Annotated in this window: 10 protein-coding genes; all 10 read left to right on the top strand. The window is 54.1% G+C overall.

Annotated features, from left to right (window positions below; all coding sequences use genetic code 11):
- The first annotated feature begins 13 nt into the window (after window positions 1-13).
- Entirely contained in the window at window positions 14-1,267 is a 1,254-nt protein-coding gene (locus AQ621_RS08595; RefSeq protein ID WP_058341131.1) for a DUF6361 family protein, read from the top strand.
- Window positions 1,267-3,114, top strand: coding sequence for a phospholipase D family protein (locus AQ621_RS08600; protein ID WP_058341132.1), 1,848 nt, complete (start codon window positions 1,267-1,269; stop codon window positions 3,112-3,114). Before AQ621_RS08595 ends, AQ621_RS08600 begins: the two co-directional genes overlap by 1 nt.
- Window positions 3,104-6,337, top strand: a complete 3,234-nt coding sequence (locus tag AQ621_RS08605; RefSeq protein WP_158499528.1) for a DEAD/DEAH box helicase family protein — start codon at window positions 3,104-3,106, stop codon at window positions 6,335-6,337. Before AQ621_RS08600 ends, AQ621_RS08605 begins: the two co-directional genes overlap by 11 nt.
- A gap of 40 nt (window positions 6,338-6,377) precedes the next feature.
- Window positions 6,378-8,036, top strand: a complete 1,659-nt coding sequence (locus AQ621_RS08610) for an NERD domain-containing protein (RefSeq protein WP_058341133.1) — start codon at window positions 6,378-6,380, stop codon at window positions 8,034-8,036.
- A 25-nt stretch (window positions 8,037-8,061) separates the two neighbouring features.
- On the top strand, window positions 8,062-10,812 hold the full coding sequence (locus tag AQ621_RS08615) for a PD-(D/E)XK nuclease family protein (RefSeq protein ID WP_145840270.1): 2,751 nt from the start codon (window positions 8,062-8,064) through the stop codon (window positions 10,810-10,812).
- Entirely contained in the window at window positions 10,809-13,982 is a 3,174-nt protein-coding gene (locus tag AQ621_RS08620) for a UvrD-helicase domain-containing protein (protein ID WP_058341135.1), read from the top strand. The genes AQ621_RS08615 and AQ621_RS08620 overlap by 4 nt, the downstream gene beginning before the upstream one ends.
- Window positions 13,983-14,011: 29 nt before the next feature.
- The gene (locus tag AQ621_RS08625; RefSeq protein WP_058341136.1) at window positions 14,012-19,504 is read left to right on the top strand and encodes a sacsin N-terminal ATP-binding-like domain-containing protein; all 5,493 of its coding nucleotides are present in this window, start codon (window positions 14,012-14,014) and stop codon (window positions 19,502-19,504) included.
- 59 nt (window positions 19,505-19,563) lie between these two features.
- Window positions 19,564-21,441, top strand: coding sequence for an ADP-ribosylglycohydrolase family protein (locus tag AQ621_RS08630; RefSeq protein WP_201785330.1), 1,878 nt, complete (start codon window positions 19,564-19,566; stop codon window positions 21,439-21,441).
- Between the two features lie 98 nt (window positions 21,442-21,539).
- Entirely contained in the window at window positions 21,540-22,325 is a 786-nt protein-coding gene (locus AQ621_RS08635) for a hypothetical protein (protein ID WP_201785331.1), read from the top strand.
- Between the two features lie 254 nt (window positions 22,326-22,579).
- The gene (locus AQ621_RS08640; protein ID WP_201785332.1) at window positions 22,580-23,086 is read left to right on the top strand and encodes a hypothetical protein; all 507 of its coding nucleotides are present in this window, start codon (window positions 22,580-22,582) and stop codon (window positions 23,084-23,086) included.
- Window positions 23,087-23,165 lie beyond the last annotated feature (79 nt).

Genomic DNA, 23,165 nt, shown 5'->3' on the forward strand with positions numbered 1-23,165 from the left:
GGAGAAGGAATAGATGGCATCCACCTTTGCCTGGCTCGATCATTCAGAAAGCGACCGTCGTAAAGCGCTCGATGTCGTTGATCTGTTCCGTGAACAAGACACGCGGGATGAGCTTGGCATTGGAACAGTCAGAGACGCGCTTGCAGATTCCTTGTTTCCAGGAATCAGCACGATCCAGACACGGGCCAAGTACCTGTTGTTCATTCCCTGGATATATCAGGCTCTTGAGGCCGGCAGGACAAAATCGAGTGATGTGGCCAGGCTGGCGCGCCGGCATGAAATTGATCTTATCTACCAGCTACTCAAGTCGGACGATACGGACGGCGTAATCGGTAAAGATGCCAAAGCCGGTCTGCAGAGATTGCCGAGTTCGGTGTATTGGGCGGGTCTCGGTGTTTTTGGTATCCGCCGATACCAGGGCTCGCTGGATCAATATCATCGGTCGCTTGATGGGTTCTACCTAGGCCGACGTCAGGTCCATGCCTCTGCCGAAGATGGAATCGTCGAGCTTTTCAAGCCACAGACCAACTGGCACGAGGGTTTGCCATCGGCACCGGATGGATTCCCTGAAGGAGTCTCGCTTCAACTGAGAGAAGAAGAGGCTGAGTATCTGCACCAGCAGATAATGACAAATGTTCCGGGTACCCTGATCGCATTTCTGGTCGACCAGGGGGAGTGGTGGGATGCGGTTAGCTTTCCCTGGCACCATCCACAAGTTGGTGAATGCGCAAGCCATGTGAAGGCGCAGCTGCACCATGCAGAACTCTTCTCGCTGATTATGCTCGGGGCGGCTTTACTTTATAACCTGATGCTGGCCGAAAAGCGGGCGTCGAGCGGTAATGGTGGTGCTGGCTCACAAGAGGGCCTTGTTGGTCGTTATCGAAATGCACTGGACGATTGGTATGGAGAGGTCGAAGACAAACGCGGAACATTAGATCGGTGGGTTGAGTCCCACTCTGATTTCTGGGAAGTCATTCATCGTGTAAATCCGCGTATTCCGATTCCAACTGTCCATTTCATAAATACCTGGACAGATATCGCACTTGGTTCGGATGGAATCGATACCCTCATTGGTGCTCGTGCCGCGAGAGACCTCATTCATCATCGTGAGCGTCGACTGAAACGAGCACTGGCCCGCCTTGATAACCCCAGGGCACTCGAGATGTGGAGCGGTGCGGCCGGTACACAACAACTCACCTACCGCTGGCAGCAGGTTCAGACCATTGTGCAGGATATCCTTCGTGGTCTGGGAAGGGGGCAGGGATAATGTTGGCACCGAAGGATCGTACTCTGCTGCTTGAATCACTCCGACCGCCGCCGGGATTCCGCCTGGATTCCGCGATATCGACGAGTTACTCCCTGGATCTTATGGCGCTATTGGTTGCGCCACTTGCATTTACCTTCTTTGACTGGGAAGGAGACAATGGTCAACCGACCAAGGATCCGAATGCCCTGCTGGAAGCGTTGCGCCGTCATGTAGATCGCATCCACGTGTTTTGCCAGGCAGGACAGATCGCTGTGCCAAAGACCTATCGTCTGCTCTTTGGTTACCTGGAATCAAGTGTCCACGAGGTGAGGGCGGTCAGGGATGGAGGCGTGTTTCACCCGAAAGTGTGGATCGTACGCTACGTGGCCGATGGCGAACCAGCGCAGTATCGCCTGCTCTGTGCCTCCCGTAATCTCACTTTTGATCGTTCCTGGGACACCCTGCTTGTACTGGATGGGGTAGTAGGCAAGGAGGCGACAAAGAAAAATGAACCACTCTCACGGTTCATCCGTTCGCTGCAGGAGATGGCTGTACAGGAGCTAACGGATAATACAAAAAATACGTTGGCGGAGCTGGCCAGAGAGCTTGACACTGTAGAGTTTCAGTTGCCAGATCATATTGAGAATATTGAATTCTGGCCGATCGGCTTGCCTGGTGAACAAGATGTGTGGCCGTTCCCGGATAGTGCAGACCGGGGTCTCGTGATCGCACCGTTCGTCGCGGAAGGCACCCTCAGTCGGCTGAATATCTCCGGTGAGCAGACGCTTGTTTCACGCGTCGACGAATTGGCAGCGATTGATCCCGACCAAATAGGCGACTACGAGATTTTCGCTTTTAGTGAAGGGGCAGACATAGAGCAGGAAGAAGGTGTTGAACCGGATGAAGGGTCTGACACCGGAAGCCTGCTTTCCGGCTTGCATGCCAAGTTGTTCGCTTTTGACGATTCGGGGATAGGCCGGGTGTGGACCGGCTCAGCGAATGCCACGAACGCTGCGTTTCACCAGAATGTTGAGTTTCTCGTGGAGATGCAAGGACAAAGCAAGCACATGGGGGTAGAAGCGATTCTCTGTCCTCAACAGAAAGGTATCAGTGTACTACGCGACCTCCTGGAGCCGTTCTCGCCAGGCGAAAAAGGCGGGGCGGACTCGACTCAACAGGCTCTGGAGAATTTGCTCCTGCGTCTTCGCCGTTTTGTCGTTGACCTGGAATTAGTGGTGCATGCTGAAAACTCCGAAGAGAATCTATTCGATCTCAGGCTGTTTTCAACAAAAGTCCCGGATCTCCTTGATGCAGAATTCGACCTGCAATGTTGGCCACTGACGCTCAGGCAGGAGGCGGGCGCGCAGCGCCTGATATCGGATGGAGGCTGGTCGTCCTCGTTCTCGTCAGTATCGTTTGAGGGGCTTACGACCTTTTTTGCCTTCGAGGGACGAATCTCCGTTGATGGTAGGTCAGGCGTTTGCCGGTTCGTGCTGAATCTCCCTTCAAAGGGATTCCCGGAAAACCGACGTCAGCGACTACTGCGCTATATGCTGAAGGATCAGCAGCAATTGATGCGCTACCTGTTTCTGCTGCTTGGAGAAGAAGGGGCGCTATCGCTTTCTGAAATCTCCGGTTCCTCACGGTATACAGGAACAGGGAACGGAGGGTTTCATGCGGATATTCCGATGTTAGAGGCGCTCGTTAAGGCGCTGGAACGTGCCCCGGAAAAGATCGACCAGGTTGCCCATCTGGTGACCGACCTGCAGAACACCGAGGAAGGGAGAGCGCTTCTCCCGCAGGAGTTCGAGCGGATCTGGCATCCCTTGTGGGAAGCGCGAGAGGAGTTAACAAGACGTGGGAGCTAGGGACAGCGAACTGCCGAATCTCGGCGAGATCGACCGCGGCTTGAAAGACTTTCAGCGGCGCACAGCGGCTGCGGTATTTCACAGGCTCTATGAGCAGGCACGTTCTACGCACCGGTTTCTGGTCGCGGATGAGGTGGGACTTGGTAAAACACTTATTGCCCGGTCTGTTATCGCACGCACATTGCATCATTTGTGGGATCGGGTCGATCGGATCGATATTATGTATATCTGCTCCAATGCGGATATTGCGCGGCAGAATATCAAGCGGTTGAACGTGCTGGGCGATGAAGGCAAGACGCTACCAACGCGCATTACGTTATTGCCCATCATGCTGCGCGATCTGAATAAGAATCGAATTAATTTCATTTCATTTACGCCGGGCACCTCATTCGATCTGAAAAGTCATCTCGGTGTAGCCCCGGAACGGATGCTGCTTTATTGGTTGTTGAAAGACATCTGGCATTTTTCCGGAACCGCTCCCATGAATGTATTTCAGGGAACGTCGGGAACCAAGCGATTCAGACAGCAATTAAAATATTTCCCTGACAACAATCGGATCGATCGCACACTTGCAAAGGAGTTTCGCAAAACAATAAGAGAGCATGTGCGAGAGGAAAGGGACAACGGTGAGTGGACATTGCGTGAGCGGTTCGACTGGCTTTGTCAGGAGTATCGGCGTTCAGATTCAAGGATTACGCGCGAAGCCAGGACTGAGCGGTCTGCCTTTGTAGGAAAACTGCGCAGTTTGCTCGCAGAGACCTGCGTCAGAATGCTGGAACCCGACCTGGTTATTCTCGATGAATTTCAGCGTTTTAAGCACCTTCTCAGCGGGGAAGATGATGCGAGTGTACTGGCGCGCAAGTTATTCGAATACTCCGATGGTTTGACCGCGGTGCGCGTGCTCTTGCTGTCGGCCACGCCTTACAAGATGTACACGCTGTCAGACGAGAGTGATGATGAAGATCACTATCGTGATTTCATTGACACGCTGGGCTTCCTGTTTCGCGATAAGCGGAAAGTGGAGAAATTCGCGGACTTACTTCGGGAGTACCGCTATGAATTACTCCGATTCAATGACCAGTCACCTGATCGGCTTGAAAGCATAAAGTCGGATATACAGAAATCCCTACGACGCGTTATGGCCCGCACCGAGCGGCTGGCAGTGACTGATGATCGTGCAGGCATGCTCACCCAGGTGGAGCCAAAGGATGTAGAGCTGTTGGCGACCGACATCCTAGCATACGTGGAATTACAGTCGATTGCGCGTGAGCTGGATATGCCGAATACGATCGAATACTGGAAGTCATCATCGTATCTTCTTAATTTCATGGAAGACTACAAACTGAAGCGCACATTCCATGATGCGCTGGATGGTGAGGGGAAGACGGAAGTTATTACGCGAGCACTGTCCAAAGTACAGCATCTGTTGCTTTCCTGGGATGACATTGAAGCTTACGAGGCGCTGGATCCGCGCAACGCACGCCTCCGAGGTCTTATTAAGCAGGTGATCGACACAAAGATGTGGCAGTTGCTTTGGCTGCCCCCGTCTTTGCCCTATTACGAATTGGATGGGCCATTCAGCAATCATATCCATGCGCAGATCACCAAGCGGCTGATATTTTCAAGCTGGCGCGTTGTGCCCAAAGTTGTTTCGACCATTCTCAGCTACGAAGCGGAGCGACAAGCGGTCAAATTGTTCGAGCCAGCCGCCCTGAATACAGAAGACGAGCGAGAACGAAGGGGTCATACCCTGCTCTTGCGTATTGCGGTGTCGAATGACCGGCCCACAGGCATGCCGGTGCTGGCTCTGATGTATCCATCAATCTCGTTGGCTCGCCGCTATGACCCACTGAGTCTGGCAAGGAAGTTCGGCAATGGTGAGCCGCCTACATTGAAACAGTTGCAGGGAATTATCTGGGAGGATATTTCAAAAGGACTCGAGGCGCTCGCAATGCCGACGGACGAATCCCGTGTCGACGAACAATGGTATTGGGCGGCGCCAATTCTTCTGGATAGACACCACTATCCCAAGGCAACGCAGGAATGGTTTGGGCAATCCGATCTTGAAGGTCAGTGGGCGGGAGAAGGTAGTAGTGGAGAGGATGCATGGTATGAACACGTTGATCGTGCCCGGCAGTTGCTCAATGGTGAGCTGACCTTAGGCCGACCGCCGGATGATCTGGCAGAGGTGCTTACTTTGTTTGCCTTGGGTGGACCGGGCGTGTGTGCACTGCGCGCTTTGGACCGCTTTACAGGCCCAACTCTGGCAAGTCATGCGGGTGCAAGAAATGCGGCAGGAAGGATTGGCTGGGCATTTCGAAGTCTTTACAACCGGATCGAAGTCACTGCGCTCCTGCGTGGATTGAAGCAGACAGAACCCTACTGGCGGCGGGTACTTGAATATGGTGCTGAAGGCTGTTTGCAGTCTGTACTGGATGAATATGTACACATTCTCAAAGATTCACTCGGCCTCGTTGGTGAAGAGCCTGAGGAGATGGTTGAGGATATTGCCGAAGCCATTCAAACAGCGCTCACTGTCCGGGCGGCAGCACTGGCTGTAGACGATATTCGAGCGGGAAATGGCGGCGTAACGGTACAGACGCATCGACTCCCGTCGCGCTTCGCCATGCCTTTTGGTCAAGGGCGGGACGAGGAAAGTGGCGACACGGCTGCGTCACGTGCGCAGAAGGTGCGCGAGGCATTCAATTCACCTTTCTGGCCCTTCGTTGTCACATCGACCTCTATCGGCCAGGAAGGACTCGATTTTCACTGGTACTGCCATGCCATCGTGCATTGGAATTTACCCGCCAATCCCGTGGACCTGGAACAACGTGAAGGCCGTGTGCATCGCTATAAGGGACATGCGGTACGAAAAAATATCGCGAGCCAGTATGGACACCATGCCATGAGATCGCGCGATAAAGATCCGTGGTTTGCGATGCTGGACGAAGGCAGGAAGGACCGGCAGAAAGGGGAAAATGACCTTGTGCCGTACTGGATTTACCCGATCGAGGGTGGGGCGCGTATCGAAAGATATGTGCCATCACTTCCACTGACGCGAGACAGACAGCTTATCGACGCGTTGCGTCGGTCATTGGCGGTTTACAGGTTGGTATTTGGTCAGCCAAGGCAGGATGACCTGGTCGAGTACCTGATAAAGCATGTCCCGAAGGAGAGGCTGGACGAACTGGTCGGACGCCTGAAGATTAATTTGAGCCCATAGGTTGAGAAATGCTCGGAATACATAGATACAGGAGAATCATGTGGCGTACATAGTCCCATCCGACCTATCTCGCCTGTCCCTCTCCGGCGCGCAGAATGCCGAGCTCAAAGCTTTGCAAATGCTTAAAGAAGAGCTGCCCAACGATTTTACGATTTTCCATGGGGTTCACTGGTCAAGGGAATATGAGGCATGGACGCATTTTGGAGAAATAGATTTCGTCGTGCTGAATCGGTCTGGAGAAGTCCTTTTTATAGAACAGAAGAATGGAGGCCTGGAAGAAACAGACGAGGGACTCGTCAAGCGATATGGAACTGACGAGAAGAATGTCGCCCAACAGGTTCACCGATCCATTGACAAGGTGCGTGAAAAATTCAACTGGCTGAACGGCAAAAGTCGATGTCTCGTCGTCGATTACCTCATTTACTGTCCTGACTATCAGGTCAAACAGGTCAATGCAGCCGGGCTGAATGCTGAGCGTATCGTAGATGCGGCTGCAAAAGATGGGTTGTCGAAACGAATCCAGACATTACTGGGGCCTGGCACGGAAACGCGCGACGGTTGGTATGAAAAGGTTGAAGATTTCTTTTATCAAACGTTTGACCTTGTTCCCGATATTCATACCCATATTGGCTCACAGGAAAAGCAGTTCGTGCGTCAAAGCGGGGCGTTGGCGGATATTCTGACCAATCTCGAGATGGAGCCGTTCCGGCTCAAGATCTCAGGTGCGGCCGGAAGTGGCAAGAGCCTGTTTGCCAGAAGGTTCCTGGATCGTGAGGTATCCGAAAACCGAAGGGTCTTGCTGATTTGTTATAACCGGCCGTTGGCTGATCGCATCAGGGAAAGCGTTGGCGATGCTGGAATGGTCAGCACATTTTATGGTTTCTGTGATGAATTTTTGCAATCTCTCGGACAGAGATTGGACTTCTCGTCGATGACGACAGATCCGGGTTTCTGGCAGCGTGTACAGGAACAGGTTCTGGTGCAGGAAATTGGAGAGGAAAGTAAATACGACACGCTGATCGTTGATGAAGGTCAGGATTTTGAGCAGGAATGGTTTGAGATTATCCAGCTCTTCCTTCGTGAAGGCGCGAACATTCTCTGGCTGGAGGATGGTGACCAGAACCTGCAGGATAAGACACCGGTATCGCTGGATGGGTTTGTTCGCTATAGCAGCAAAATCAACTACCGCTCTCCGGAGTCTATCGCAAGATTTATCAAGGATACGCTGCCTATTCCGTTTGAGCAGGGTAATGACTTGCCGGTTCTGGGCGTCGCTGTTCACGGCTATATAGATGCTGATGAGCAGCCAAAAATTGTAGGAAAGATCGTGCAGCAGTTGATGCGCCATGGTTTTACGCGTGATGACATTGTAGTGATCACGTGTCGGGGCGCGCAGAGTTCCGTATTCAGTCAATGTGATCAGGTCGGTGGTGTGGGTTTGCGACATTTCACGGGTGAGTACGATGAAGACGGGCGTCAGGTGATGACAGAGGGTCACCTGATGTTCGACAGCGTTTATCGATTCAAGGGGCAAGAGGCGCCAGCTGTGATTCTGGTGGATATAGATCCGAATACAGAATACCTGACGCGCGCTGAAAGAATACTGTTTTGCGGAATGACTAGAGCGACAGTCCGGCTTGAACTGGTAGTGAACAGTGAAAACGAATACAACAGCCGGTTTCTCAGCGAACAAAAATAGGAACTTAGCAGGTAAAGAGAGAATAGTGTCTAGACAAAACCTTCAATACCTATTGGTACCTGATGCTGGCGCGGCTCGCCGCCTGCGCCGCATCTTGGCGGAGCGAAGCGCGCGCTCCGGTATGGTCGTAGGCACATGGTCGGAGTTGATGGAATGGGCGTGTCGTGCATACCTGGTACCGGAAACGACCGATGACGACGACAGTGGCTTCAGGAATGCACTGGAAGAGCTCGAAGATGCATTCTGGACTGAGAGCCTATCGGTTGCGCCTGTAGAAACCAGCGAAGCGGTCAAATCGGCGTTGATAAAGATCGTATCTTCCACCGATCCCACGAGCGATATCGGAATTGCCGGTTTGGAGGGTCTTCCTGAAAGACCACGGCGGCACCTCGACGATCTGTTCCGACTGGCCAAGTTGCTCGAAGGACGATGGCCACAGGAACTGTCAAAGATACATTCGGTGCTGTCGGCTGATGCTAACGATGCCCTCCATACCATCCGTGTGTACCGCAGTGAAGGGAACCCCCGGTTGACCCGGTGGCAAACCGAACTGATCGAAAAACTGAATCAGGACGCGGATCACTCCGAGGAACGTCACGACGAAGCGTTGCCCCAGATTCTGAACGAAGTGCTGGGTAGTGATTTCGCCGGGGAGCCAGGAAGTGGCCTGCGTGTACTGCAAGAGCGGCTGTTCGAAGCAGTCACGGACAAAGGTGAGGTAGACACATCGGTACAGTGGGTCGGCACTCGGGACTTCCTGCAAGAAGCAGAAGTCGCGGCCGGTATGGTGCAGACCATGCTGAGCGAGAATCCCGACCTTGAACCCGCCGACATCGGCCTGCTGATCCCCGATAGTTTCGAGTACGCCACGGCGTTGGAGGATGCGTGTGCTCTGGGTGGCATCGCGCTTTCGGGGTTGCCCGCGGAGCGCTGGCGCCGTGATCTTGGCCGCGAAGTTGTCTTCCATTTTCTGTATTGCCGGCAAAAGCCTGCGCCCGCCATGGCGCTGGCGATCTGCCTGTCATCGCCATTGATGCCCTGGTCTCGTGAGGAAGGGGCGGTGCTGGCTCAAACGGTGATGGATGGTGATTACCGGTTGCGCCCGTTGTCCTCCACCAGCCGGGACGGGCGATTCATGCTGGATCAGTTGCGGGACGGTGACAGCGAGCCTGCCTCGTTAGCCAAAGCGTTGCCGGAATTCGTGTCGTTGCTTCGAGGCGGTGAAGATCTTGTCGGGCACATCCAACAGGCAAAGGCAGCGGTCGAACAGTTGAATGACGCGCTGGAAGGCGCGGCCTCCGTTGACTGGGCGGGATTGCGTAGAACCGTGAGTCCGAGGTTCATTACCTCGGGTGAGTCACCCGACTTCAATCTCGAAGGCGTGACGGTGTGGCGAGAATCCCAGGAAGGCTGGCGAACTGTAAAGCGCTTGATCGTCCTGGGTTTCGCGCAGGGGCATTATCCATCAACCCTGGCGAGTGATCCGGTTTTCTCGGCCGACGATCTTGGGTCCATTCGCGAGCAGACTGGCCTTGCCGTCAGCTCGCCATCGGAAGAGCTGGAAGACCGGCGTCTACGCTTCAAACGGCAGTTGGGGGCTGTCGCCGAATCGGTGACCTTTCTCGTGCCGCGCCGTGACGCGAGAGGGGAAAGACAATCGCCCTCGGAGAGCCTGGTGTTCATGCACCAGTTGTTTACCGGACCGGACTCAGCCGACGAAAGGGTCGTCGAGCTGGATTCTGCCGATGATCGTGCACAGGTTAGACACCTCGCCCTGGCTGCCCCTGCGTCTCCACAATCACCGCGCACGCTTCACGCGGAAGACCTGAATTTTGATCGTGACTTACTGGCCCTGAGAACTGACAAGGAAGGTCAGTTAAAGCCTGAATCGCCGAGCAGCCTGGAGACTCTGATGGTCTCGAGACTGGCCTGGCTGCTGCGCCGCCTCGAGGCAGAGCCTCTGCTGTGGGCGCCGGAGTCAGCGGACGTGGCCTTGTTGGGGACGCTTGCGCACAAGGTGTTCGAAGACATGTTTCGCCCCGGGGAAGTGCTGCCCGATTCAAGCGAGATTCCAGGACGTGTGGAAACCCTGCTGGACGATGCCATCCGACGACTGGCCCCTTTTCTCCGGTCTTCCCAATGGCAGGTAGAACGGCGGCACTTTACAGCCGAGACCATCAAAGCCGCACAGGCCTGGCGCGATGTACTGGCCCGATTGAGCGCCGAGGTCCTCGCCAGTGAAGCCTGGCTGCAGGGAACCTGGTCGGGGATCCCGATTCATGGTCAGACTGATCTGCTTTTGGGCTTGCCCGGAGACCGGTTGTTGGTCGTGGACTATAAACGCTCAAAGTCAACGAGTCGCCGGCCGCGCATGGAGAAAGGCTACGACTGTCAGGCGAACCTCTACCGGGCAATGCTGGAAAGTGGTGGCCCCAAGGATGACACAGACGAAACGCTGCTGAGCAGGATTCGTAGTGCGGCCCGGACGGGGATCGTTTACTACATGCTGAACGATCAGGTTTCCCTGTCCGATTCGGTACTGTTGGAGTCCGGTGCCGTCCCGGGTTGGCAGACGCTGGAGAACGATGTGGCAAGTCGGGCAATGGCGCTGATTCAGCAGCGGCTTGGCGAGGTTAGTGCCGGCGAGGCACGCCTCAATCGGGAGGGTGACGCCGAGTTTTTCGAGAAGCAGGCCGGGATAAAACCTTACGCCTTGGAAAACAGCCCGCTGATCGATTTGTTCACTGTGGCGGGTGAGGCGGAGGAAGCGCAATGACTATACCGTCTTTGACTGTCATTCCTGCCGGTGCGGGCTCGGGGAAAACCTACACGATCCAGCAACAATTGGGAGACTGGGTACGCGACGGCCTGATTGCGCCGGAACGGATCGTCGCGGTGACCTTTACCGAAGCAGCGGCAGCCGAGCTGCGGGAACGTATCAGTGCCAAATTGCTTGCCATGGGACGAGCGGAAGATGCGCTGCGCCTCGACCAGGCCTATATCTCCACCATTCACGGTTTTGGACTGCGGGTGCTGACGGAATTCGCCTTTGAAGCCGGTTCATCGCCTCAGCCTCGACTGCTTAACGAAGATGAGAAAAATGCCCTGATCCGCCTGGCATTGTCGCGTACGGACAAGGCGGACGAGATCATGTCCAATCTCGCGGCCTATGGTTACACCTATGACTTCGTCACTAAAAAAAGCGCCGAGGATAGTTTCCGTGACGACCTGCTGCATATCGTCGAGCTGTTACGGTCGCTAGGCTGGCAGGCGTACACCGATGTCTACGCCACCCAGGCCGCAGCATGGATCTCGGAACGTTACGGGCCGACCGCGGATGGCGATGCGCTGAGTCTTGCCCTGCGGCGAAGCGTCGAGGCCTTACTTGAGGCGTATCCGGAAATCCTCGATCGGGAATACGGAACCAGTGCTGCCGCGACCAAGGCGTTTTTCAACGACTTTCAAAACCTGAACCGGGCCCTCGAGGGGGACGCCCTGGACAGGGACTGGAAACTTTGGAAAGGCTTGCGTGAGCTGCGCCAGTCAAAGCGAGGGACGGAACTGCCGGAAAGGTATGACACGCTGTCGTCCGCGGTTATGGCGGCGGCAAACGAGTTACCGCGCCACCCAGGTCCGCTGGCACATGCGAATGCACACGTGCAGGCACTCTTGTCGGCGGGACAGGAAGTGCTGGTCCACTACGCCGAGGCCAAACATGAGGCGGGACTGGTGGACTACAGCGACATGATCGCTATGGCGGGTCAGCTGCTCCGCTCGCGTCCCGATGTACTTCAGACGCTGGTACAACGTGTGGACTGCCTGGTGGTCGACGAGTTTCAAGATACCAATCCGCTGCAGTTCGCCTTGTTGTGGCAATTGAAAGAGGCCGGTGTCCCGACAATCGTGGTCGGCGATTTGAAGCAGGCCATCATGGGATTCCAGGGAGCCGATCCGAGGTTATTCGAGGCCCTGATAGGTCAACATCCGCAAGCCTTGCAGCCATTAACCCGGAACTGGCGCTCACAACCCCGGCTGATGGATTTCGTCAATGCGCTTGGACCTGGCCTGTTCCGCGAAGCCTACGTCGCTTTGGAACCGCAGAGTGAGGAAAGCCTCCTCGCGCCGCTCGATGTGATGTCGTTCCCGAAGAAGGCCAAGAAGGGTCAGCACGCTATACGCGCTGTTGCCGTGGGCGAGCATTTGAAAGCGTTGCTCGATGATAGCGATCAACAGATTGTGGATCGGCGAACGAAGAAGCTCCGGCGGCTTCGTGGGGGCGATATCGCTGTACTTTGTCCGACCAACCCCATGTTGGCCACGTACGCCGAAGTGCTTCGTGCGCAAGGACTGCGCGTACGGCTGCAGGCGGATGGCTGGTTCTCCTCGCGGCCCGTGCAGATTGCCTGGCACGCATTGGCTTACTTGGCCAATCCTGCGGATCGCCACGCGGCGTTGTACTTGGCGGTGACCGAGCTGGGTTCCCTTAGCCTCCAGGACGCGTTGGCCCAGCTGATGGATCAAGGTCGTATTGACGAGCCGTTGCTTGCGAGGCTTGACGAACTGGCAGAGGGGGTAACTGAGCGAACCGTTTATGCATTGGTCGCGGACATGATTTGCGCCTTGGGCCTATTCGACGTGGTGGCACTCTGGTCGGATGGGGAACAGGCTCGTGCGAACCTGCTGCGTCTACTGGCGGAGGCGGGCGAGTTCATGGATGCCAACCGCGAAGCACTGGCTAACGGTGGTTTTCACGGTTCCGGAATTCAAACCTTCCTGGCCTGGATGGCTGCCAGGGTAGAGGAAAAGGATGGCGACAAGCGGCCGGACCCTCGGGTACTCGATGAAAACGCGATCGTGCTCACGACCTGGCATGGTTCCAAGGGGCGGGAGTGGCCGGTGGTCGCGGTATGTGGACTCGATCGGGAGATCAAGGCACGGTTACCCAACGTCGAACTGGGTTACAGCACCTTCGACGAATTGTCGCGATTGCTCGAGCATGCCCGGATTGAATACGCCCCGGCATTCGCTGCTTCGGAGACCAACGATGGGTTCCTGGCCGAGCTGCAGAACGCTGAGGAAATCGGGGCACGACGGCTACTGTACGTTGCGCTGACACGGGCCAGGGACAAGATGGTCCTGGAGTGGCCGGGTTATCTTGCGCAGGCGAAAACACCAAAGATTACCTATTGGTCGATATTAGCGGAGGATTGTGACCTCTCGTTGGACGAGGAAAACATCCAGGCCGGTGAACAGGACTTTCCCTGTACCGTGATCGAGGGACCGGCTGAGTTTCCGGATGACCTCGACATCGGCGCTGTTCTGGAGGATTCGGAATTGCCGGTCACGGGCCGGCGTGCGATCCAAGCTGGTGCGCTCCCTGAAATGCTTACCCCGGACAGCCGAGCGCCCTCAACAACGGAAGTGGTTGCCGATGCGCAGGCTAGGGCAGGTTTGCTCGTTGAGCGGTACGGTGCGGGATTAGAGATTGATGTCGGTCTGACAGGGATGAGTTTCGGAACCTTTATTCACCGATGTTTCGAGGTATTGGGAGCGAAGCCCGACCTCAAGGAGAGAATCCCCCAGATTACCGGTGTGGAAATCGAGCCGGATGGGTTAGAAAAGATCGCTGCCGCCGTGGGGCAATTCGAGTCCTGGTTGGCGGATCACCTTGACGGTACCTCGGTGCTGCGGGAGCAGCCAATCCTGGCGCTGGACGAGCGGGGGACCGTCGTATCCGGAATGGCCGACCTGATTGTGGAAACTACGGAAGGCATCTGGGTGATCGACCATAAGTCCGATCAGGTCGATGATCCGGAGACAGCGTTTATCAATTACAGACCACAGCTTGAGTCTTATGCCAACGCCCTCACAAACGCTGGGAAGCAGGTGTTGGGCACGGGGATTAACTGGATACGGCGTGGTGAGGTGGTGCTCTCACGTGCGTAGATTATATACAAACCTCTGGTGTAGAACTCATGTCTCGTAAAGAAGTCATCGACAAGACATTGGGAGAGATAAGAAGCTTCTTGGATGAGCTTTCAAATGGTACTTCTCGCTATCGGAGTCTGCACAATCTTACTGAGCAAGTAGAACATCAGTATCACGGGCGTTTTCTGATCGAGCTCATCCAGAACGCACACGATGCGCTTTTCGAAGTAGGCGTCATGGAGACACCACAACGGATCGAGATTGTTCTGGCGGATGATGAACACCCACATGGCGCTCTTTACATAGCAAACGATGGCCAGCCATTTACTCCATCCAACTTTAAGGCGCTTTCAAATCTCGGGCAGAGCGATAAGGATCCTCAGAAATCTATCGGAAACAAGGGAATTGGTTTTCGCAGTGTTCTCGAAATAACCAAGGCGCCGGAAATTTACTCGCGCAATGAAAGAGAAAGCTCAAGCTTCGACGGCTATTGCTTCAGCTTTCGGCCCGACGTAATTCAAATGTTTGAGGGGCCGATACGTCGTGTTGTTGATGGTGACAACAGCGTTGAATCACCAGAGGCCATCGGGGGCCGGCTCCTGGAGTGGGATGATGCCCGATACGAATATTTTCGGGAACGATGCCGGTCCTTCTCGAAAGACTGGTTGCGTGAAGAACTGGCCTTTCTATCTCCATATGCATTGCCAATTCCCATGGATACGCAGCAAGCAGCGCCAAGGGTGGCGGACTTCGAGCAGAGAGGGTTTTCAACAGTTATAAGATTGCCTTTCCTTAATGATCGTGCAAAGGAGATCGCAACTAATAAGCTGGAGGAAATGAACGAAAGTACGGCTATCTTCTTGCAGCGGGTTAATGAGTTACGGCTCGCAACTAATAGCCAGGACAGATGCTACAAAAGAGAACAGATATTCCGGAATGACGATCCTGAAGGAGGCTTCGAGGTTCAGATAGCCGCGGATGATCCTGAGACTGAGGAGAGGGAAGATTACAGCAGGCGGTACTGGTTGTGGAAAAGAACCGTCGGTGGAGAAAAAAACCCGAGTGAGAAGGAAGAGATCCAGTCTGCTGTTGCCGATTTGCCCGGCAAGTGGCCGGAAGTCGATGAGGCAACCGTTGAAATAGCGGTGCAAGTAGGTAGTGAACCTGACGACGGTGTACTCAATATCTATTTGCCAACACAGGTTCCAAGTGGGTGTGCAGCACATTTTAGCGCGCCATTCTTCGGTGATATGAGCCGTACTGATATCGATTTTGAAAATCCACTAAATTCGCTGTTGTTAAGAACGATTGCCGAAAAAGGGGTTGATGTCATTCTGAAAAGCCTGTCAGGTAAGGGAGAGGGGGAAGCAGCAGCAATTATCGACATATTGGCTCCGACGGATAGTGATGAGGGGCAACGCTGGTGGGCAGCTCTCGGGGAAGTGTTTTCTGGCAGAGAAATTGAAATAGAAAGCCAGGATATTGCGCTGTCAGATGAAGGCTGGCGTAGCCTTGTTTATACCAGTCTACTGCCGGCACTCGAATCGGATGTTGTCATCAAGGCCTCGCTACTACGTTCCGAAGCAACATACCCGGTATTCGTTCAGGCTCTTCGAGAACGAGAGTCGGGAATAAGAAGGATATTTGATGAAGTCAACATCAGCCCCGAAGCGATGCCAGATGATAACGCGGCGACGATAGAAGCAATAGCAAGAAAATTACATGAATCCAAGGAGCCGGTTGATTGGAGTGGATTCTGGCAAGACGTGGAGTCTCTGTTCGGAAAAGATACCAAGCCGCTCATTGGCAAAAGCGTTCTTTTAGGAACTGACAATCAACTTCATTCTTGTGACGATCGGTGTTCGGTTTTCTTCCGGCCTCGCAGCAGTGGTTCCGATGATGAGGTGTTGGCTGAGGGCGGGATTGACGACATTCCCAAAAACCTGAGGCCTTTTATCGCTTTTCTTAATGAGGATATTCAAACCCATATCCCCAGAGCCAAGGGTGGTGTCGAGACGACTGCTGTTCACAGGTATCTTTCTACAGGGTTGGTGCAATCCTACGGGGTAGAAAGAATATTCAGTGGCGTCCTGGTGAAAGCCACGCCCAAGCTTCCGCATGATATTGATGGCCCCGACTCACAGTTGTGTCGGGATATCCTTCAATGGGGCCTGAGGCTACTGCAAGCATCGAAGCACAGTATGGAGGAGCCCATACGCCTGCTCAGTAAGCTATCGGCGCCATGTATTGGCGGATGGTTTCCAATAGATGAGACAAGTTTCGGCCCCGGTTGGCCAGGAAAGAGCGGGTCGGAACTCGATGCCTATCTTCGACGTACAGCTACTCCCGAATGCAGTAATGCGCTAAAGCGCCTGCTGCTTCCACCAGACCATCCCTTGTGGGGTGGCATGGGCTTGTCCTCGGTAGATCTTCTGGAAAAAGCGGGCGCGTTCAATGGAATTCGGCTTGTGCCTGTAACAGGCAAAGACTGGGACGCAAGATTCACCATAGCGCATTGGAAGGGAGTGAAGCTGCCCGAAAAGGGTCCAGCAGGCTATAGCCCTGATGTTTGGGATGCCTATCGAGAGTATATTAAAAATACCGAAAGCCCACGTTATTCCGGTGAGTTCAGCTACGAGGTACAGGATGTATATGCTCTGCCAGGCTTCGAAAAGCTGGAAGGCTTTTATGATGCAGCCCATAAGCTTTTGATGGAATTATTGTTGGTTTCCATTCCATCGTGGCAGAAGCGGTGGAAAAACTGGGAGAGTGCCACGATTCGCAAGATCGGGGGCGAAGCACATAGATATTCATCGGTTTCACCACTTGCATTCTCATTAAGGGCGACGAAATGGATGCAAGGTGAGACTGATGAGGAATCGATTCGATTCCGTCCCTCGGATCGCTGGCATATACCATCTCCTGCCTTGATTGGAGGACTGCATCAGTTCTCTCACCTTATGCCGATGCCGGTTTCCGTTGCTTCCGTGTTAAGCAGGAATCAAGGGCTCATTGCATCAATGAAAGAGCTGGGTATGCCTAGCTACGATCCCGAGGAAGAAACGGCAGATCCAAGGTTGCTGAATGATCTGGCTGTTGCCTTACAAGATCCAGCGATTGATATATCGAATTCGAGCGTCTTTTTGGGCCAGGTCAGGACTGCTTGGGGTCAGTTCTACCCGGATGAAGAAGATGTATTCCCGGACAGCGTCATTGTTCAGAATGGTTCCGGATCACTGATCGTTGTAACGCCATCCGAAGAGGAGGCCGTATACCTCCCAGATGCTACCTCTGCTGTTCATGGTGGACTGGAATTACATTCCAAGCCTGTTGTTGCGATGGATACGAAGGATGCAAAACGCCTGCAAGACCATTTTCAGAATGCATACGGGAATGGTGTACGACTTGCGTCTGAGCTGACCACGAGAGCTCTTGTTGATGGAAGTCAGTGGCAGGGACAAGAAAATACACCACAACTATCCGAAGAATTGCCCTGGCTGATCCCGGTCGTTCTTTCAATATTTGCTTTCTCTAGAGGGCAGAGTCGAGGGGTAGGCACGAAAACATTCACAAAGGCGATTGATGCATTGCGAAGAGCCCGAATAGTTTGGGTAGACACGCTAGAAGCTGGGCTATGGCATGGCGACGTGTCAGTAGCGAGAACCCCAGTGCCCGCATTATGGCTGGCAAAAGATAACACATTGCTGGCCATCAGCGATGCTCGGACTGAAGTGAGCCAGCTTAGCGAGGCGCTGGCATCCATAGTAGATCGTGGTGATATAGATATTTCGTTAAAGCTTGTCCTCGGAGACTATGAAAGCGCAGATGAAATATCTGAAGATGTTGTGTGTGCATCTCTTCGAAAGCTACACATTACTGCAGATCATTATCAAGAGGTTCAGCAGCGCTGGTTAGGAGATCTTGCCTGGAGGGTGCGACTTGTCAGGCCGCTGATTCTGCTTATGCAGACCGACGCCGATATAGCACCTCTGGATGAGGTGTCTTCAGACGAGCAATACCGGGATGCCCTTCAATCATACAGTATCGCTCCGCTTGATCTTGAGGACGTATTGTCCATTGTCAGGGACGCCGCAGGATTGAAGTCAGTGGGATATAAAGCCTGGGAAATCCTCGGAGATCAGGCGCAGCTCGATCAATGGAATAAGGTTCTATCACAATCAAGCGAATCGTTGGTTTCCAACGACCAGGCAAATGCGCAATTCCAGGAGCATATGGATTCATGCCGCACGATAATGCGTTCTATTATCCGGCACACGATACGCAAGCATCCTGAATCTCGAGGTTTTAAGGATTTCGAAGCCGAGCTGTCGAGCCTTGAATGCCCTAGAGAGTATGCGGAACACTACTGGGTCGTGGCCTTTCCCGAGGTGATGAACAAGGTGCGCGATATTCTGGTTGAGTGGGATACAGACTCAGATGTGATTGCATTGGTGGAGAGCGCGGCAAGTGTGGAGGAGCTGCGTGATCAGCTTGATGAGTTGGGCCTGGAGCCGGATCTCGATCCAATAGAAATTCATGCGGATAACCGCAAGAAATTTTTTCGTGTTCTGGAGGGTATCCAGAAATCTGCTTTAGCCTGGTGTATCAGGGAAAACGCCGATGTGGGGATGTGGGGGCAAGATAACGATATCTTTGAAACACAGCTGGCAGATGATTTTGCGAAAACCGCATTTGTTGATGTCTGGAACGAAGCAATGTGCTTCAAGCTGGTAGGGAAATTGAATCAGTCTCAAGTACATGAGGGATTCTGGACTGCGCTGGGTATGAGCTCTACTGTGAGCGAATTGATGGACAGGCTGGGGATCTCAGACGCTGAGATCGCCAAGGCGCGTGATCGACTTGAAGAGCGGAAACAAAAGCAAGAATTACAGAAAAAGACGGTGGAAGTATGCGGGATGGATTTTGTAAATTCCGAGGAAAATTTACTCAACCTCTGGGATCACATTCTCGGAGCTATTGAAGATGACAGCGTGGCGACGGCAGATCTCACTGATCTCGAAGAACTAAAGGAGCAGGGGGCTTCTAAGAAGCGCAAGAAAGGCAATAAGAAACCTACAAACAAGAAAAAACCCAAGGGCCGGATGAGTCAAGCCATGAAAGATCTTGTCGGACTGGCCGGTGAAATCCATGCATTTCGAGCATTGCAAAAGTTCTACGGTGTTGAAACTGTGGGGCCGAGCAGTTGGATTTCAGAGAACAGTCGGCACAAGTATACAGAAAATACTACCGATGACGGGTACGGCTGTGACTTTGTAATCCACAAGAACGGAAAAACCCATTACGTGGAGGTGAAGGCAACCCAGGCAGAAGATGAGGCTTTTGAGCTTGGTTCTTCAGAGGTGGAGTTGGCCATCGATTCTGCAAATCGCAGGAAAAAAGAGTTCGTGATATTACATGTGCTGGATGCGCTCTCCGATAGCCCGCAATTCCGGTTGTTGCCAAATCCATATGACAGAAAACACAAAGGTAAATATCACTTCGAGGAAGCAGGTCTGAGGGTCAGATATGAGGTGTCGTGACCACTGATGCACATGATGACAAAAAATAACATAGAGGGACAAAGATCAGCGGAGACACCATGCAGAACTGGGTAGAGCTTCACCTCAAACCCGCCACCCTGGAGCGGTATCGATTGCCTGATATTCCATATTACATAACTCAGACGGACTTGCAGTCAGTGATTTCGGGAGAGGAGGATCTGCCGTTGGCCGTGTTGCTGAACGGCCTGCAACAGCGTAGTCGGGATGGTGGAGTCCAATGGCAGGAAGTCGAGCCCGCGATGGACCGAATTGCCGAACTGCTGGCTCCCGACGACGCCCGAGAGGTGATTTCAGCCGCTGGTGACCACTGGTGGCTCGAAATCGGTCCACTGGACCTGAACACCAAGCTGGTTACCATCCAACGTGGCGATGCTCTGATCGCTGCCATTACCCCACGGAATGACGGGCGCTTGAGTGTGGCCGTGTTTCGCCCATTGGATGCCAAAAGCGCGGAATACCTAATTGGGCTGGGGCAGGTGCCACACCCAGAGCACGGTGTCTGCATGCGCGAGAACAACTGGGAGTATGCGCTCGACTGTTCCGCTGGCAACGGTAACAACTATGCCGCCGATAGAGGTGAGGCTTATCTGTCTTATTGGGAGAAAGGTCTGGGTATTAGCTGGGATGGCTCCGATGTGCCTGAGTGGCGAAAGCAAATTCACCTTGTTGCACGGCCTGCCGCACGCGTGGCTACGGAGTTGGGCGTCTACTATGCGTTGTCCGGAGAAGAGGACGTGGAGCCAGACACCGAAACTGGCGAAGCAGAGGCGACAGACGGCTTGGTACCACCGGCTTGGCGCAGCAAACGTCAGCAAAGACGCACTGTCCAGGGGCGCTTTCTAGGCTGCCTGCTAGGTGGGGCGGTCGGCGATGCCCTGGGTGCCTCAGTCGAGTTCATGAAGCGGGCCGAGATTCTCAGTCGCTTTGGCCCGAAGGGCATCAGCCAGTACGCACCAGTTTATGGTGGTCTGGGGAAGATCACCGACGACACCCAGATGACCCTGTTCACCGCTGAGGGGTTGATCCGAGGCTGGGTGCGGGGCTGTTTCAAGGGTATTACCACCTATCCCGGGGTGACCGCCAATGCCTATTTGCGCTGGCTGCAGACCCAGGGCGAACGTCCAAGCTGCGACATCGACTTCGGTGTCGATGAGCCAGGTTGGCTCTTTCAGCAGCGTCAGCTGCACAGCTGCCGCGCGCCAGGTAATACCTGTATCTCCGCACTGCGGGCAATGAGTTCACTCGGGGAGCCAGCCCGCAACGATAGCAAAGGATGCGGCGGTGTCATGCGGGTTGCTCCAGTAGGACTGTTCAGCTGGCGCTTGCGCCAGCACGAATCGCCCCAAGACGCCTTTCAACTGGGCACAGAGTTGGCCGCGTTGACCCATGGCCATCCCACTGGAGCACTGACTGGCGGTGTTCTGGCTGTGTTGATTCTGGCTCTGACTGACGGTGCTTCGCTGGCTGATGCGCTGGCGGCTTCGAAAGCCATCCTTCGAGATGAGCCCAGCCATGAGGAAACGCTGCGAGCTATTGAGTTGGCTGAGGAGCTAGTTGTTTCTGGCTTGCCGCACGAAGAAGCGATTGCCCGGTTGGGTCAGGGCTGGATCGCTGAGGAAGCCCTGGCGATCTCTATCTATTGTTCTTTGGTTGCACGCAACTTCAAACATGGCGTCATCCTGGCTGTTAACCATGATGGTGACTCGGACTCGACAGGAGCAATCACCGGCAACCTGCTGGGAGCGATGCTCGGCGTGAAGGCGATACCTGCCGAGTGGCTGGAGCCGCTGGAGCTACGCGAGGTCATTACCGAGCTGGCGGAAGATCTCTACGCATTCAAAGATTGGGATATCGGCGAGTACAGCGACAACGAAGAGTTGAACCAACGGATCTGGCGGAAGTACCCGGGGTTTTGAGATGGAATGAATTGGCATGAGCAGAAATCTATGGGACTGGCCGGGCGTATGGACTCCAGACTGACCCCAAAAGGTGCTCCAGTCTTGGAGGAGGACATTTGAGAACAATGAAAACAGACTTGATCGAAAGGTATGCGCCGATTCTCTGTGGGTCGACGCCCGCAGTTGTGCGCGACCCGCGGCTACTGATGGATGCAAGCGGCGATGTGAAGATCTACTACGCACCTTTCGAGTACATCAATCCGAGTGCGCGAGTCGTTCTGGTGGGGATCACGCCGGGCCCCACTCAGATGGTCAATGCAAATAACGAGGCGCGGCGCGCTCTTCAGGCCGGCAAGTCGAGTCTTGATGCAGTCCAGGCCGCTAAGAGTGTCGGCGCGTTTAGTGGCGAGCCGCTGCGTAGCAATCTGATTAATCAGCTTAACCATTGGGGATTCCACAAGTGGCTCGACCTGAGCGATGCGGCCGATCTGTTCTCCACCTCGCGCCATTTGGTGCAGACCACATCCCTCCTGCGATATCCGGTGTTCGTCAAAGACAAGGATTATCGAGGTACCCCGGATATGACCAAGCACCCTTTGCTGAGAAAGTACCTGTTGGAGAATTTCGTGGCAGAGGTCGAAGAGCTAACGGATGCCGTGTTCGTTGGGCTAGGACCTCAGGTCCAGAAGGTGCTGGACCGCCTGATTCAGGAACGGGCCCTGAAACATGACCGGGTGATTGGCGGAATGCTACATCCGTCTGGCAACTGCACTTACCGGATCAACTACCTCATCGGCGACAGAACTGCACCGGTTCCTCATGCCACTAATCCAGTTCCTTACGATCAGGGGCGACGTGCGTTTCAGGAACGGTTCCTGAAAAGTCGGAATGAAACTACATAGTTACGGAAGGTATTTTTATCATCACCAATAGTAAAAAGGCTTCGTTTATCGGCTGGGATGTCGGTGGTTGGAATTGCGACAAGAATCAGAACAGTCGCGACGCCATCGTGATTCTCGACGCCAACCATGAGATCGTCGGTACTCCCTGGCGCGGCAACCTTCGCGAGTGTATCAATAGCTGTTCGACGAGTATGGAGTGGATCGCTGCTCTGTTCGATTTGTGTGGGAGTAGGGTATCTCCGGAATCCGGTCCAGTGACCCTCGCCATTGACACCCCTCTGGGTTTCTCCGAAGCCTTTATCCAGCTGGTAACCCAAAGTAAGGCGGCAGCCTCCATTGAGGCATCCAACACCAATCCCTATCTGTTTCGCCGCACTGAGCATTACCTGTTTGAGCAAGGCCTTAGTCCGCTTTCGGCCATTAAAGACATGATCGGCTCCCAGGCCACGAAGGGGATGCACGTCCTTGCGCGTTTTGTGCCGAAGATAGTGGGGTGCGGCGTCTGGAGTGATGGCAGGAATCTAGCCGCCATCGAGGCCTATCCTTCGGCCTGCAAACGCTCAGAAACCATTCAAGCTCTGCGCCGGCCTTACCCCGCGCTCAGTCATGCGGACTGCGAAGATGCGCTGACCTGTGCCTTGGTCGCCAGTCTGTTCGCGGAAAAGCGGAGTGCTCTTATGCCGCCTGAGGCTGACGTTACCCCAAGTGAGGGCTGGATATGGGTGCCCAGGGATGCTTTTGCTCAGGATGCTGCGTCATAAGACTGCACATAGTGCAGTGGATCTGCTAAGCTCCTGTTTTAGAAAAACAATACTGTTTTCCTAAAAAATACTAGCATTG

Origin of the sequence: Marinobacter sp. P4B1 (assembly GCF_001447135.1) — a bacterium.
In the GTDB taxonomy this organism is placed as follows: domain Bacteria; phylum Pseudomonadota; class Gammaproteobacteria; order Pseudomonadales; family Oleiphilaceae; genus Marinobacter; species Marinobacter vinifirmus.